This is a genomic window from Bradyrhizobium sp. MV1.5 (genome assembly GCF_055807615.1).
Genome location: NZ_JBVVPL010000028.1, coordinates 1 through 15,018 on the forward strand (window position 1 = coordinate 1; position 15,018 = coordinate 15,018).

The 15,018-nt window shown below is 65.3% G+C and carries 14 protein-coding genes; 4 read left to right on the plus strand and 10 right to left on the minus strand.

The features are described from left to right. Positions 1-84: 84 nt before the first annotated feature. Both AC0L2J_RS23775 and AC0L2J_RS23780 read right to left on the minus strand, forming a co-directional pair. Positions 85-1,113, minus strand: a complete 1,029-nt coding sequence (locus tag AC0L2J_RS23775; protein ID WP_007614522.1) for a YcjF family protein — start codon at positions 1,111-1,113, stop codon at positions 85-87. Further along, positions 1,110-2,579 carry a YcjX family GTP-binding protein gene (locus tag AC0L2J_RS23780; protein WP_007614521.1) on the minus strand — a complete coding sequence of 490 codons (1,470 nt, stop codon included), beginning with the start codon at positions 2,577-2,579 and terminating at the stop codon, positions 1,110-1,112. Before AC0L2J_RS23780 ends, AC0L2J_RS23775 begins: the two co-directional genes overlap by 4 nt. 185 nt (positions 2,580-2,764) lie before the next feature. Between AC0L2J_RS23780 and trhA the strand changes: the two genes are divergently transcribed. Together trhA and AC0L2J_RS23790 are read left to right on the plus strand one after the other, a co-directional pair. Next, the gene (trhA, locus tag AC0L2J_RS23785) at positions 2,765-3,460 is read left to right on the plus strand and encodes a PAQR family membrane homeostasis protein TrhA (protein ID WP_473394712.1); all 696 of its coding nucleotides are present in this window, start codon (positions 2,765-2,767) and stop codon (positions 3,458-3,460) included. Between the two features lie 61 nt (positions 3,461-3,521). Next, positions 3,522-4,316: an SDR family oxidoreductase gene (locus tag AC0L2J_RS23790; protein WP_473394713.1), complete on the plus strand. Its 795-nt coding sequence runs from the start codon at positions 3,522-3,524 to the stop codon at positions 4,314-4,316. 155 nt (positions 4,317-4,471) lie between these two features. On the opposite strand, the gene AC0L2J_RS23795 is transcribed toward AC0L2J_RS23790, so the two are convergent. Continuing rightward, positions 4,472-4,933, minus strand: a complete 462-nt coding sequence (locus tag AC0L2J_RS23795) for a MarR family winged helix-turn-helix transcriptional regulator (RefSeq protein ID WP_473394714.1) — start codon at positions 4,931-4,933, stop codon at positions 4,472-4,474. 76 nt (positions 4,934-5,009) lie between these two features. On the opposite strand from AC0L2J_RS23795, the gene AC0L2J_RS23800 reads away from it, so the two are divergent. Further along, a complete protein-coding gene (locus tag AC0L2J_RS23800) occupies positions 5,010-5,786 on the plus strand; it encodes an SDR family NAD(P)-dependent oxidoreductase (protein ID WP_473394715.1) in 777 nt (258 codons plus the stop codon). An 88-nt stretch (positions 5,787-5,874) separates the two neighbouring features. On the opposite strand, the gene mdlC is transcribed toward AC0L2J_RS23800, so the two are convergent. The 4 genes from mdlC to AC0L2J_RS23820 form a co-directional block, all read right to left on the minus strand. After that, a complete protein-coding gene (mdlC, locus tag AC0L2J_RS23805; protein WP_473394716.1) occupies positions 5,875-7,497 on the minus strand; it encodes a benzoylformate decarboxylase in 1,623 nt (540 codons plus the stop codon). A gap of 139 nt (positions 7,498-7,636) precedes the next feature. After that, a complete protein-coding gene (locus AC0L2J_RS23810; RefSeq protein WP_473394717.1) occupies positions 7,637-8,485 on the minus strand; it encodes an HTD2 family dehydratase in 849 nt (282 codons plus the stop codon). 15 nt (positions 8,486-8,500) lie between these two features. Then, entirely contained in the window at positions 8,501-9,604 is a 1,104-nt protein-coding gene (locus AC0L2J_RS23815) for a CaiB/BaiF CoA transferase family protein (RefSeq protein WP_473394718.1), read from the minus strand. 10 nt (positions 9,605-9,614) lie between these two features. Then, entirely contained in the window at positions 9,615-10,784 is a 1,170-nt protein-coding gene (locus AC0L2J_RS23820) for an acyl-CoA dehydrogenase family protein (protein WP_007614510.1), read from the minus strand. A 124-nt stretch (positions 10,785-10,908) separates the two neighbouring features. Between AC0L2J_RS23820 and AC0L2J_RS23825 the strand changes: the two genes are divergently transcribed. Then, the gene (locus AC0L2J_RS23825) at positions 10,909-11,829 is read left to right on the plus strand and encodes a LysR substrate-binding domain-containing protein (protein WP_473394719.1); all 921 of its coding nucleotides are present in this window, start codon (positions 10,909-10,911) and stop codon (positions 11,827-11,829) included. A 240-nt stretch (positions 11,830-12,069) separates the two neighbouring features. On the opposite strand, the gene AC0L2J_RS23830 is transcribed toward AC0L2J_RS23825, so the two are convergent. The 3 genes from AC0L2J_RS23830 to AC0L2J_RS23840 form a co-directional block, all read right to left on the minus strand. Then, positions 12,070-13,344: a cytochrome P450 gene (locus tag AC0L2J_RS23830; protein WP_007614507.1), complete on the minus strand. Its 1,275-nt coding sequence runs from the start codon at positions 13,342-13,344 to the stop codon at positions 12,070-12,072. A gap of 209 nt (positions 13,345-13,553) precedes the next feature. Further along, complete coding sequence (locus AC0L2J_RS23835; RefSeq protein ID WP_007614506.1) at positions 13,554-14,819, minus strand: cytochrome P450; 1,266 nt, start codon at positions 14,817-14,819, stop codon at positions 13,554-13,556. A gap of 17 nt (positions 14,820-14,836) precedes the next feature. Then, the coding region (locus AC0L2J_RS23840) for a hypothetical protein (RefSeq protein ID WP_473394720.1) at positions 14,837-15,018 on the minus strand (182 nt) is incomplete at its 5' end.

Here is a 15,018-nt window from a genome sequence, read left to right on the forward strand (position 1 = left end):
CGGCGCTTCGCGCCACCTTCTCCCACAAGGGGAGAAGGAAGAAGGCCGCCTTGCTAGGCGAGCGTACGTCGCTCGAACAGAACGCTACTCCTCGTCGTCCTTCTTCCGCAGAAGATCGGTCGCGAGATCCGACAGCTTCGGCGGCGGCAGGGCCGCGAACGGCAGCGGTCGTGTGACGTCGATCGCGGCGAGGCCCAGCCGCGCCGTCAGCAATCCATTCAGCATGCCTTCGCCCAGCCGCTGCGACAGCTTCGCCGCAATCCCATGGCCGAGCATCTGCTGCACCAGACTGTCGCTCGCCGCCATGCCGCCGGTGATGGCGAGATGGGCGATGACGTGGCGGAGCAGGCGGATCATACCGAGTGCGCCGGGACGGCCGCCGTAGAGAAAAGCGAGCTGGCGTATCAATCTCAGCGACGCCACGAACACGAACAACACGTCGATCAGCGCGCGGGGCGAAACCGCTGTCACGATCGAGACCTTTTGCGCGGCTGACGACACCAGCCGCCGCGCCTCGATGTCCAGCGGCGACATCAATTCGCGCTCGGCGAGCCGGATCATGTCGGCGCCGTCGATGATCTCGCCGGCATGGCTTTCCAGCGTGGCGCGGGCGCGCGCGAGCTGCGGGTTCTGGTGCGCGATCTTGAGCAGATCCTGCACGATGATGCGGCTCTCCTTGCGGTCGTCGCTGGCAAGGACGGCGGCTGCGCGCTGATGCAGCTTTTCGATCGTTGCCAGCCGCGCCAGCCCGAACGCCTCGCGTCCGGTCACCACCGCGAGCGCAAGCGCAGTGACGAAGGCAAGCGCCAGTCCGACGAAGCCGAGGCTTTCGCTGCGCGCAAACAGATCCTCGATCAGACGGACGACGCCGAGCCCGACCCCGAGCAGCGTCAGCCCGGCAACGCCGGACCAGAACAATGTGCCCCAGGGAAAGCCGCGCCGCGCCGGAAGCGTCGCTGCGATCGGCACCGGAAAATTCGCCGGATCGGGCTCCGGCGTGATCTGGATGGTGGTGCGGCCGAGCCGGGTCGTCTCGTCGGCCTCGGTGACGACGACGCCGGGATCGTCGAGCCGGAACGTCGCCGGCCGCCGTGGCTTCGATCGGTCGTTCATGACAATTTGTCTCCGATCAGGAACTGCAAGGCACGGTCGAGGCGGATGTGAGGCAGCGCCGGCTGGTCGTCCCCCTCGCGTTCGAGCTTTGGCGGACGAAAACGCAGGAAACGAAAATCGCTCTTCTCGACGGCCTCGGTCGAGAGCCCGCGGAACGCGTCGGTGCCGTTGAACAGGGGTTCGGGATCCAGCGGCAGGTCGCCCGGAAAGGTTGCCACCTCGGTGTTGCCATCGAAGAACTCGCCGCCGGCGCTTTCGCCTGCGGCCGGCGTGCCCAAAATCGACGGCAATTTGTCACGGCCATGCGCAACCTGCGCCTCGCGGGTAGCGCGGACGGCGGCAAGCGCGACGACGTCGATCACCGCGCCGGTAGTTTCCGCGCGCGCAACGGCTCCCGAGACGGCGCGGCGCAGCACGGCCTCGAGCCGGTCGTGGCTGGAATGATGCAGATGATCGGCCTTGGTCGCCGCGAACAGCACGCGGTCGATCCGCGGCCGAAACAGGCCGGAGAGGATCGTGCTGCGGCCGATGTTGAAGCAGTCGAGAATGCCCGCGAGTGCGGCTTCGAGATCGTGCAGCGCTTCGGGGCCGGCGTTGAACGCGGCGAGCGCGTCGGCCAGCACGATCTGGCGATCGAGCCGGGCAAAATGATCACGGAAGAACGGCCGCACCACGACGTCCTTGTAGGCCTCGTAGCGACGTACCATCATCGCCCACAGCGATCCCTCCGGCGCCTGGCCGCCTGCGGGCACGTCGAGCGGCGCAAAGGTCAGCGCTGGTGTATCGGCGAGATTGCCCGGCATCAGGAAGCGGCCGGGCGGCAGCAGGCTCATCGCAAACCGCTCGTCGCGGCAGCCTTGCAAATAGCTCCTGAAGAGCTTTGCGGCCGTGAGCGTCGCCTGCTCGTCCTCGCGCGCTTCGGGCTTGAGCGTTGCGAGATGCGCGTGCCAGTCCGCGGCCAGATGGACGCGCGGCGCCTCGCGCGACAGGGCGAGACTTTCGGCCGACCATTGCTCAAAACTCTTCTGGAGCAGCGGCAGGTCGAGCAGCCACTCGCCGGGATAGTCGACGATGTCGAGCGTCAGCGTGCGGTCGGCGCCGTTCTGGCGCTGGTAGTCGATGACGAGCCTGAGCTCGCTGATGTCGACAGTCGAGTTCGGCCAGCGCCGCTCCTCGATCAGCGCGCGCAGATGGCTCTCATAGGCAAAGCGCGGCACGGCGTCGTCCGGCTGCGGCGCCAGATGCGCCCGCGCGATCCGCCCGGATGAATAGGCCTCGAAGACCGGAAACCGCCCACCGCGCGTGAGGCCGTGGATCAGCGCGGTGATGAACACCGTCTTGCCGGCCCGGGACAGGCCGGTGACCCCCAATCGTACCGTCGGATTGAAGAAATGCTCGCCGTAGTCGATCAGCGCCCTCGCCGACAGCCGCGCTTCTTCGACGATATCCTGGAAACTGAATGCCATGTGAACGAGAGGGTCTCGGGCGGGGGGCAAATACGCAAAACGGACTAATCACAAAAATGGCAACTGCCTGAGGAAAATCAAGCTTCACACTTCCACCGCCTTTATCGGCAAATCAGCTATTTGAACGACGCGCCGATGCCGAAAGACCCATAGAAAAGTGGCCCCTTCCTTGCCTCCGGATTGCCATGACCGTCTTCCAACTGAAACAGCTCGCATCCTTCTCCGTCCACGCAGCCGCTGACGCGGTCGGCTGGCATTACGACCGCGCCGAGTTGATCGCCGACGGCGTGATCCACGCGATCGGCGTGCTCTGCGGCATCATTGCCGCGACCGTGCTGGTGGTGCTGACGGTGCTCTTTGCCGACGGGACCGACATCCTCGGCGTCTCGATCTACGTCGCCGGCCTGCTCTCGATGCTGGTGTTGTCGGCGACCTATAATCTCTGGCCCGTCTCGCCGGCCAAATGGCTGCTGCGGCGCTTCGACCATTCGGCGATCTATCTCCTGATTGCGGCGACCTACACGCCGTTCATCCTGGAGGTGAAGGACAGCGCCTTCGCGCTGGTGCTGCTCGCCGGCGTCTGGTGCGTGGCGATCCTCGGCATCGTGCTGAAGCTTCTCTACCCCGGCCGGTTCGACCGCGTCGCGGTCGGCATCTATCTCGTCATGGGCTGGAGCGGCGTGATGCTCTACGATTCCGTGGTCAAGGCGTTGCCTGCGCTGGTGCTGGGCTTCATCCTTGCGGGCGGACTGCTCTACAGCTTTGGCGTGATCTTTCATGCCTGGCGGCGGCTGCGCTTCCAGAATGCGATCTGGCACGGCTTTGTCTTGGCCGGCGCGGCATGCCATTATACCGCGGTGCTCGACCTCGTGTTGAGCTGAGCAAGCTCCGCGAAGCGGAATAAGCGAAGCGGTATAAGTATAAGACAAGAGGAGACGTCGCATGCAGGTGACCGGCAAGGTCGTGGTCGTCACGGGCGGCGCCAACGGCATCGGCAAGGCGCTGTGCGAAGCGTTTCACAAGGCCGGTGCGGCCAAGGTCGTCGTGGCCGACATGGACGCGGACAATGCGAGGGCGGTCGCAGCCACGGTGGATGGCGCTGCCTTCAAATGCGATGTCGCGCAGGAAAAGGATATTTCCCACGTCATCGAGGAGACCGAGCGGCAGTTCGGCCCGATCGAATTGTTCTGCTCCAATGCGGGCATCGGCGGCGGCTTCGATCCGATGTCGGTCAATGCCGGTGGTGCCTCGGATGAGCCCTGGCAGCGCAGCTGGGCTATTCACGTCATGGCGCATGTCTATGCGGCGCGGCATCTGATCCCGCGCATGAAGGCGCGCGGCGGCGGCTATTTCCTCAACACCATCTCGGCCGCGGGCCTGCTGTCGCAGGTGGGCAGTCCGGCTTACTCCACCACCAAGCATGCCGCGGTCGGCTTTGCCGAAAATCTCGCGATCTCGCACAAGGCTCACAACATCCGGGTCTCGATCCTCTGCCCGCAGGGCGTCGATACCAACATGCTGCGTTCGATTCCCAAGGGCCCGCAATCCGGCGACGGTGACCTCTCGCCCGAGCAGGTCGCCAGGGACGTGCTCGCCGGCCTCGAGCAGGAGACCTTCTTGATCCTGCCGCACCCGCAGGTGCTCGGCTACATGCGCAAGAAGACCGAGAACTATGACCGCTGGATCGGCGGCATGGCCAAGATCCAGGCCAGGATGCGGGAAGATTTCGGGACGTAGGCTGGGCTACAATTTCGGTGTCGTCCTGGCGAAGGCCAGGCCCCATACCGCGAGGTCTACCGATCTTGCCGTGGTAGCAGTACCGAACGACAAGTCTTCGCCAAACTACTTCCTGGGGTAATGGGTCCTGGCTTTCGCCAGGACGACGCTGGTAGCTACGCCGCCGACTCCACCTCGCCCTCAAGCCGGCTCTGCCGCAAAGCCCGCGCATAGAGCATCATCCCTTCCCGCACCGTGCGCTGCTCGGCCTCTGTCAGTGCGGCCAGTGCACCACTGACCTGCTGCCGTCCGAACGCGTGCAGCGCCTCCAGTGTGAGGCGGCCCTTCGCGGTCAGCGACAGCAGCTTGCTGCGCGCGTCGGCCGCATCGGGCGTTTCCCGCAGCTCGCCGCAGTCGATCAGCTTGCGCACCAGGCGGCTGACGCTCGATTTCTCCAGCCGCAGGAAATCGCCGAGCTCGCCGGAATTCATCGGCCCCCGGATACCGATCTCCAGGATTGTGTGCACGGCCGACGGCGGATAGTCCGATGCCGCCACGGTCGCATCCATGAAGCCGAGCTCGCGCACCATCAGGCGCGAGGCCGCGCGAATGTCGTCGATCAGCGACAGCCTGGTCATGCTTGACTCCGCGCATATAGTTGTACCATACAACTATATGCGCGCAACGGCGCGTGCAAGCGTTTTGGAGTGAGCCATGAGCGGAGCTTTGCCTGCGGGGGTGCGGATGAGCGGCAAGGTCTGCCTGGTGACGGGCGGCGGCAGCGGCATCGGCCGTGCCACGGCGTTGCGAATGGCGTCCGAAGGCGCGGAGGCGATCGTCGTGGCGGGCCGGCGCGAAGCCGAGATCGACGCCACCGCTGCGGCGTGCCGCGAACTCGGTGCGAACGCCATCGCGTTCAAGACCGACATCACGCGCGAGGACGACGTCGCGCGCCTCGTTGCCACGGCGGTCGAGCGATGCGGCCGGCTCGACGTCGCCTTCAACAATGCCGGCTTCCAGGAGCGGCGCGCGCCGCTGGAGGAGCAGGGCACGGATGTCTACGACAGCGTGTTCGACACCAATGTCCGCGCGCTGTTCCTGTGCCTGCGTCATCAATTGCCGGTCATGCTCGCGCAAGGCCGCGGCAGCATCGTCGTCAACGCCTCCGTCAGCGGCGTGCGCAATCCAAATCCCGGTTTCTCGCTCTACTCGGCATCCAAAGCCGCGGCGATCTCGCTGACGCGCTCAGCCGCGATGGAGAACGCCCCACGCGGCATCCGCATCAACGCGGTCGCCCCCGGCCGCGTCGTCACCGACATGATGCTGCGCGCCGGTGTCGGCGATGTCGCAACCGTCAGCGCGGGCCTGCCGCTGCGACGGATGGGGAGCCCGGAGGAGGTGGCCGAGGCGGTGGTGTGGCTATCGTCCGACGCGGCGTCCTATGTCGTCGGGCATGTGCTGGCGGCGGATGGGGGATTTTTGGCGTCGTAGCCCGGATGGAGCGCAGCGCAATCCGGGGCGGACTCGCGTGTGGCACGATTCCCGGATTACGCTGCGCTCCATCCGGGCTACGGCACGGTCAATGCTTCTGCCCGTACAGCACCGGCACCGTCGAATCCACGACGACCTCGACCAGGCTCGTCCCTTCGAAAGCCATCCCGCGCTTGAGCGCCTCGCCCAGCTCGGCTGCCTTCGTCACCCGCACCGCATCGCAACCCATGCCCTCGGCGAGCCGGACGAAATCGATCCCCGGCAGCTCGAGCCCCGGCACGTTGCGCACCTGCATCACCTGGCTGAACGAGCGCATGGCGCCGTAGCCGGAATTGTTGATGACGACGATGGTGAGCGGCAGCTTGCGCTGCGCGGCGGTCCACAGCGCCTGGATCGAATACATCGCCGAGCCGTCGCCGATCAGGCACACCGTGCGGCTCGTCGGCTTGCCGAGCGCCATGCCGACCGCGGCCGGCAGCGAATAGCCGAGGCCGCCGCTCGCCATGGTGTAAAAACTGTCCTGGCCGCGCATCGGCATGAACTTTTGCATCGCCGGCCGATGCGAGGGGATTTCCTCGACCAGAGACGCGCCATCCGGCATCGCCTGCGACAGCGAATGCAGCAGGAATTCGACCGGAAGCGGATCGCCGGCCTGCGGGCCGGGCGGCAGCGTACGCCCCTTCGGTGCGGCGCGCTTGCTCTCGGGCAGGAGCTCGAGCAGCGCCGTGAGCGCCGGCTTCATCGTCGCGATGATGCTGGTCCCGACCGGCGTCACCGCCGCGGCATCCGGGTCATCCGTGATCTGGAAAATCGTCGCGCCGCCGTCGAAGATCGCGGCGTGGCCTTCGACGTGGAAGGTGAACACCGGCGCGCCGATCACGACGACGAGGTCGTGCTCGCGCAGCGCGTCGGACAATTGCGCCGGCGAGGCATGCAGGAAGCCCGCGAATTGCGGATGGCGTTCCGGGAACGAGCAGCGCGCCGAAAACGGGCTGACCCAGACGCTGGCCCTGGCCTTCTCGGCGACGCGGACCATCAGGTCGACCGCGCCGGCGCGATCGACGCCGGGGCCGACGACGAGGGCAGGGTGCCTGGCCGAGCCGAGCGCCGTGACCAGCGCCGTCATCGCGTCAGCCTCGGGCGCCATCTCGCGGCTGACCTTGCGGGCTTCGACGGGCGCTGCCGCATGCGCCCAGTCGTCGACCGGGATCGAGACGAAGGTGGGCCCGCATGGCGGCTGCATCGCGGTGTAATAGGCGCGCGCGATCGCGGCCGGAACGTCCTCGGGCCGCGCCGGCTCCACGCTGTACTTCACATAAGGCCGCGGGAATTCGGACGCACGCTCCGCATAGAGGAAGGCCTGCAAGGGGAGGATCGAGCGCGCCTGCTGGCCCGCGGTGATCACCAGCGGCGTCTGGTTGCGATGCGCGGTGTAGATGTTGCCGAGCGCATTGCCTACGCCGGCGGCCGAATGCAGATTGACGAAGCCGGCATTGCGCGTCGCCTGCGCATACCCGTCGGCCATGCCGACCGCGGAGGCCTCCTGAAGCGCCAGCACGTAGTCGATGTCGTCGGGCCAGTCGCTCAGGAACGGCAGCTCGGTCGATCCAGGGTTGCCGAAGACGCGTCTGATGCCGAAGGAGCGCAGCAGGTCGAGCGTCGCCTGCTTGACGGTGACGGATTTGCTGCCGGTCTTGCCGTTCTTCGCCATGGTTTCCGTCCCTCTAACTCCTCATCCTGAGGAGCGCGTCTTCGCGCGTCTCGAAGGATGAAGGCCCGGCTGGTGGCCTCGCCCTTCGAGACGCGCGCGAAGGGCGCGCTCCTCAGGGTGAGGGTCTAGCAGCAGTCTATCACCACACCGCCGTCCCCTTCATGGTCGGCTGCCCCTCCGCGTTCGCGGTCCACAGCTCCATCCCATCAGCGGTCTCGTTGGCGTTGATGGAGAACTCGCTGCCCTCGAACAGCGGCTGCACCCCGCGATAGGTGAACTTCTTAGGCGCCTTGCCGCCGTGCAGCTTCGCGGCCATCTCGATGATCAGCGCCGCCTGTAACGGCCCGTGGAAGATCAGGCCCGGATAGCCCTCGACTTTGGTGACGTAGTCGCGGTCGTAATGGATGCGGTGGCCGTTGAAGGTCAGCGCGGAATAACGAAACAGCAGCACGGGATCGGAGACATGCGCCTCGCGATGCTGGGCCTTGGGCGGCGGAGGCGGCGCCTTTGCCGGCGCGGGCGTCGTCGTCATCTCGCGATAGACGATGTCCTGCCGCTCGCGGATGGCGACGCCGCGCGGCGAGGAGATGCTGTGCTCGACCGAGACGAAACACAGCGTGCCGGTCGAGCCGGTCTTCACCTGCACGTCGGCAATGCGCGAGGTCCGCGTCGATTCGTCGCCGACGCGCAGCGGTTGCAGGAACTCGATCTCGCCGCCGGCCCACATCCGGCGCGGCAGCGGCACCGGCGGCAGGAAGCCGCCGCGGGTGGGGTGGCCGTCGGGGCCGAGCATCGACATCGGAAACACCGGCTGCGCCAGACACCAATGCACCGTGAACGGCGCCGCATCGCCGGCCTTGGGCGAGCCGACCTCCTGGAACAGCGTCGCGCGCAGACCCTTCACGAGCTGCGCGGTGACGGTGTCGGTGGCCTCTTCGCTGCGGCCGATCCATTGCCTGAGATGATCGATGTCGAGCTTCCCGGTCATGACGCCTCGCTCTCGTTATTTCTTGGATTGGGGATTTTCGCCGATCCCCGGCACCGCACCATAGCTGCGCGTCTCGCCGACGATGATCGGCGCCGGCGCGGGATAGCTGACACGTCCCTGCGGGGTGTCCACCTCGATGCGGCGCAGATGCGGATGCTTGGTGAGGTCGGCCATGGTGTTGACCTCGGCAAAGGCGATGTCGGCCTCGGACAGCCGCTTCAACAGCTCGTCGCGCGTCATCTTGCCGAAGGCATCCGCGACCGTCTTGTCGGTGAAGTCGCGGTTGCGCACGCGCTCGACCATGTTGGCAACGCGCGGATCGGCGGGCAGATCCGGCTGGTCCAGCACTTTCGCGCAAAGCGTCTTCCACTCGCGCTCGCTCTGGATCGAGATCAGAATGTCCTTGCCATCGCTGGACGTGAACACGCCATAGGGCGCGATCGAGGGATGGCGGAGCCCCATGCGCTTGGGCGGATTACCGGCTTCCGAGTTGAGCAGCGGCACGGTGCACCAGTCCGCCATCACGTCGAACATGGAGATGCGGATGTCGGCGCCCTTGCCGGTGCGTCCGCGCCCGATCAGCGCCTCCAAAATCGCCGCATGCGCGGTGGCGCCGGTCGCGACATCGACGATGGACATGCCGACCCGCGAGGCACCGTCGGGATTGCCGGTGATCGAGGCAAGGCCGCTCTCGGCCTGGATCAGGAGATCATAGGCCTTGCGGTGCGCATAGGGGCCGTCGTCGCCATAGCCGGTGATCGTGCACGAGATCAGTTTGGGATAATCCTTCAGCAGCCGCTCGCGCGAAAAGCCGAGCTTGTCCATCGAGCCCGGCTTGAGGTTCTGGATCAGCACGTCCGCGCTCGCGATCAGTCTCTCCAGCTCGGCGCAGCCTTCCTTGGTTGCGAGATCGACCACCGCCGATTGCTTGCCGCGGTTGAGCCACACGAAGTAGCTGCTCTGGCCCTTGGCTGCCGCGTCATAGCCGCGGGCGAAATCGCCTTCGGGCCGCTCGATCTTGATGACTTCCGCGCCGGCATCCGCCAGCCGCGACGAGCAGAATGGCGCCGCCACCGCCTGCTCGACCGCAATCACCCTGATCCCGTCAAGAGCTCCCATGACGGTGGCCTCAGTACGAGCGGGGCATGCCGAGCACGTGCTCGGCGATGAAGGACAGCACCAGATTGGTCGAGATCGGCGCCACCTGATAGAGCCGCGTCTCGCGGAACTTGCGCTCGACGTCGTACTCCTCGGCGAAGCCGAAGCCGCCATGGGTCTGGACGCAGGCATTGGCCGCTTCCCACGAAGCATCGGCCGCGAGCATTTTTGCCATGTTGGCCTCCGCGCCGCAGTCGAGCCCGGCCTCGTATTTGCGCGTGGCTTCCTTCACCATCAATTCGGCCGCGCGCATCGCGGCGTAGGCCTTGGCGATCGGGAACTGGATGCCTTGATTCTGGCCGATCGGCCGGCCGAAAACGCTGCGCTCCTTGGCGTAGTTGGTGGCCTTGGCGATGAACCATTTGGCATCGCCGACGCATTCGGCCGCGATCAGGATCCGTTCGGCATTCATGCCGGAGAGGATGTAGCGAAAGCCCTTGCCTTCCTCGCCGATCAAATTTTCCGCCGGCACCTTCATGTCGGTAAAGAACACTTCGGTGGTGGCGTGGTTCATCATGGTGCGGATCGGGCGGATCTCGAGGCCCTTGTTCTTGGCCTCACGCATGTCGACGATGAACACTGAAAGGCCGTCGGTGCGCTTCTTGACCTGGTCCTTCGGCGTGGTCCGCGCCAGCAGGAGCATCAGGTCGGAATGTTCGGCGCGGCTGGTCCAGATCTTCTGGCCGTTGACGACGTAACCGGCATTGCCGTCCTTGCGCGCGAAGGTCTTCAGCGAGGTGGTGTCGGTGCCGCTGGTCGGCTCGGTGACGCCGAAAGCCTGCAGCCGCAATTCGCCGCTCGCCACCTTCGGCAGATATTTTGCCTTCTGCTCGTCATTGCCGTGCCGCAGCACGGTGCCCATCGTGTACATCTGGGCGTGGCAGCCGCCGCCGTTGCAGCCCGCGCGCTGGATCTCTTCGAGGATCGCCGCGGCCGCTGAAAGCTTCAGGCCCGCGCCGCCATATTCCTCGGGGATCAGCACCGAGAGATAACCGGCCTCGGTCAGCGCGTCGACGAAGGCCTTGGGGTAGGCCATCTCACGGTCGAGCTTGCGCCAGTATTCGCCGGGAAACTGCGCGCACAGCTTTGCGACGGCTTCGCGGATGTCGGCGTGATCTTCGGTGTGGTGTTCTTCACTCATGGGGTTTCCCGTATATGCGGCAGTCAAGATAACGCCGGCCGATCCTCCGGCGTTGTGAAAACAATGCCAGCCCCCTATGCTCATTTGCTATAGCGTATGGAGTAGCCTTCCAGGATTGGCAAGCATGGATTTCCGTCAGCTCAGGACCTTCAGTTGCGTGGCGGAGCTCGGCAGCCTCTCCAAGGCGTCCGACACGTTGCGCGTGGCGCAGCCGGCGCTCTCCAGGCAGATCAAGCTGCTGGAACACGAGCTGCGCACCGAATTGTTCACCCGCAACGGCCGCGGCATGGTGCTCACAGATGCCGGCCGCCTGTTGCTGGCGCGCACCTCGGGCATCGTGCGGCAGATCGACCAGATCCGCGACGACATCCAGTCGTCCAAGGGGCCGCCATCGGGCCAGGTCGTGCTCGGCTTGGTCCCGACCGTGAGCTGCGTGCTCTCGGCGCGCTTCGCGCGGCGCTGCGTCGAAAACTTCCCAGGCATTTCGCTGCGCATCGTCGAGAGCTACAGCGGTCATCTGGTCGAATGGCTGCATCGCGGCGAGATGGATCTCGCCATCCTCTACGGCCGCTCCGCCGATCTGCATCTCAACGTGGAAAGCCTCGGCCGCGACAACATCGTCGCGGTGGGTCCGCGCGGTTGTGGCTTGGCGCGCAAGAAGAGCGTCGATGTCGGCTGGCTGCTGCGGCAACGGCTGGTGCTGCCCAGTCATTCCCACGGCCTCCGTGCGCTGATCGAGCACGCGGCGGCGCAACGCAAGATCAAGCTCAACGTCCAGCTCGAGGCGGATTCGTTCCGGGTGCTCACCAGCCTCGTCGAGGAAGGCCTCGGCTTCGCGCTGCTGCCGCCCTCGTCGGTCCACGGCGAGGTCGCGGATGGACGGCTGGAAACGGCTGTCGTCTCGAAGCCGATGACGCGCGAGCTCATATTCGCCTCTCCGATCGACCGTCCGGTCTCGACGGCCTCGGTTGCCGTCACCGCCCTCCTGCGCGAGGAGGTCGCCGCCTGCCGCAAGGATGGCGTGTGGGACATCAAGTTGAGTTAGGTGTGCCAGCGCGGTTTAGGACAGAAGGCCGTATGCGACCCATCGCATGTTGTGCGAGCTGTCATGCCGAAATTTTATATCCGCGCGAAAGGCGTTTATCCTCATCCTGAGGAGCGCGTCTTCGCGCGTCTCGAAGGATGCAGGCCCTGCTCTCGGCCTCGCCCTTCGAGACGCCTGCTTCGCAGGCTCCTCAGGGTGAGGGGATAGAGTTGAACGCGCCGCAATGACGGGCAGTGAAGTCTACCCCGGAATCCTCACCGGCAGTGACTCGTACCCCTTGATGAAGCTCGAATAGATCCGCTTGGGCTCGCCGACCACCTCGATGCGGTCGAAGCGCTTCAGCATTTCTTCCCAGACGATCTTGAGCTGGAGCTCGGCGAGGCGCATGCCGACGCAACGGTGGATGCCGAAGCCGAAGGAGAGGTGGGTGCGCGGCCGCGGGCGATCGATGACGAACTCGTTCGGCCTCTCGAACATCTCCTCGTCGCGGTTGCCGGAGACGTACCACATCACGACGCGGTCGCCCTTCTTGATGTGCTTGCCGCCAACTTCGGTGTCCTGCAGCGCAGTGCGGCGCATATGCGCGAGCGGGGTCTGCCAGCGGATCACTTCGGGCACCATGGAATCGATCAGTTCCGGGTTGGCGCGCAGCCTGTCGTACTGCTCCGGATTCTCGTTCAGCGCCAGCACCGAGCCGGTCATGGTGTTGCGCGTGGTGTCGTTGCCGCCGACGATGAGCAGGATGATGTTGCCCATGAGATTGTCGGGATCCATGAACCGTGTAGCGTCGTTGTGCGCCATCAGCGACAACAAATCGTTGCGCGGCGCGGAATTGACTCGCTCGTTCCAGAGCCTGGACATGTAGGCGTAGCACTCGTCCATCTCGCGGCGGCGCTCTTCGGCCGAGGCAACAATGCCGCTCTTGGGCAGCGCGGTCGCGACATCGGACCAGCGCGTCAGCTTGCGCCGCTCCTCCCAGGGGAAGTCGAACAGGGTGGCCAGCATCTGCGTCGTCAATTCGATCGAGACGCGCTCGACGAAATTGAAGGTCTCGTTGCGCGGCAGATTGTCGAGCACGGTCTGCGAGCGCTGGCGGATCAGTTTCGCCAATTCGTCCAGATGCGTCGGCGTGAACATCGGCGACACAGTCTTGCGCTGCGACGAATGACGCGGCTGGTCCATGGCGATGAAGCTCGGCCAGTCATAACCTTCCGGCACGTCGCGGATCCCGATGCCGCCGAGCGTCGAGTCGGAGGAGAACAGGCCGTGGTTGGTGTCGACATGCATGATGTCGTCGTACTTCACCACCGACCAATACGGCTCGATCGGCGCATTGGTGCAGTAATGCACCGGCTCTTCCTTGCGCAGCCGCTCGAACCACGGCCACAGGGTATCGTCCTGGAACAGCCTGGGCGCGCCGGGGTGGAATTGCGCCAGCGGCGTCGCATAGGCCTCCTCGCGGGCCCGACGCATGCGTTCGGCCTTGTCCACTTGAACCGGCGCTTGAATGTTCATGGTGGTTGCTCCAGTGTTTGAATCGGACGCCGGGACGCAGTTCACCTCGCCCCGCTTGCGGGGAGAGGTCGGATCGCATCGTTAGATGCGATCCGGGTGAGGGGGACTCTCCACGATCCGGCTGTCACCGTCCTCGCGGAGACTCCCCCTCACCCCACCCTCTCCCCGCAAGCGGGGCGAGGGAGACAAGCACCGGCGCATGCCGCACGTCACGCCGCAATCTTCACCGGCAAGGTTTCGAGACCCTTCACGAAACTCGAATAGACCCGCTTGGGTTCGCCGACCACCTCGATATGGTCGAATCGCTTGAGGATCTCTTCCCAGATAATCTTGAGCTGGAGTTCGGCAAGCCGCAAGCCGACGCAGCGGTGGATGCCGAAGCCGAACGAGAGATGCGTGCGCGGGCGGGCGCGGTCAATGATGAATTCGTAGGGCTTTTCGATCGCGTCGGCGTCGCGGTTGCCCGAGACGTACCACATCACGACCTTGTCACCTTTCTTGATCTGCTTGCCGCGGAACTCGAAGTCGGCAAGCGCGGTGCGGCGCATATGGGCCAGCGGCGTCTGCCAGCGGATCACTTCCGGCACGAAGCTGTCGAGCAGCGCGGGATTTTCGCGCAGCTTGCGATATTGCTCCGGATGCTGGCTCAGCGCGTGGAGCGAGCCCGACATGGTGTTGCGGGTGGTGTCGTTGCCGCCGACGATCAGAAGGATGAGATTGCCGAGGAAGTTCTTCGCGTCCATGTCGCGCGTCGCGGCGCCATGCGCCATCATCGACAACAGGTCGCTCTTCGGCGGCTGCGCGATGCGTTCCTTCCACAGCCGCGCGAAATAGCCGGCGCATTCCGTGAGCTCGGCCTGACGCTCGTCTTCGGTGGCGACGAGGCCATCGGGTCCGGGAATGGTGGTCGCGATGTCCGACCAGCGCGTCAGCTTGCGGCGATCCTCCCAGGGAAAATCGAACAGCACCGCGAGCATCTGCGTGGTGAGCTCGATCGAGACATGGTCGACCCAGTCGAACACCTCGCCACGCGGCAGATTGTCCAGACACTCGGCCGAGCGCTGGCGGATGCTCAGGGCCAGATTGTCCAGATGCGTCGGTGTGAACATCGGCGCCACGGTCTTGCGCTGCGCAGCGTGGCGCGGCGGGTCCATCGAGATGAAGCTCTCGCGGCGCAGGTCCGGATCGATGTCGCGGATGGTGATGCCGCCGAGCGAGGAGGCCGAGGAGAACACCGAATGATTGGTCTCGATCTCCATGATGTCGTTGTAGCGCGTCACCGACCAATACGGCCCGAACATCGAGTCCTTGCAATAGTGCACGGGATCTTCGCGACGCAGGCGATCGAAATAGGGCCAGAACGTATCGGTCCTGAACAGCTCGGGGTCGCCCGGATCGAACTGCTCCAGCGGCAGTGACGTAGCGCGTGCGCGTAACGCGTCGAGCTTCGCCGCGTTTTCGATGGTCCCATGCATGACCGCTCTCCCTGACGTCAACCGCGCGTTCTCGTTGAATTCTGCGCTGCGGTATTTGATTTGCAATTACAGCCGGTTGTCTGCGCCGGAGCAAGGGCGAGTTTTGCCACATGGGTGTGTAGTAGCCCGGATGGAGCGAAGCGAAATCCGGGATTCAGGCCGCCACTGCCGCCGTCCCGGATTGCGCTCCGCTCCATCC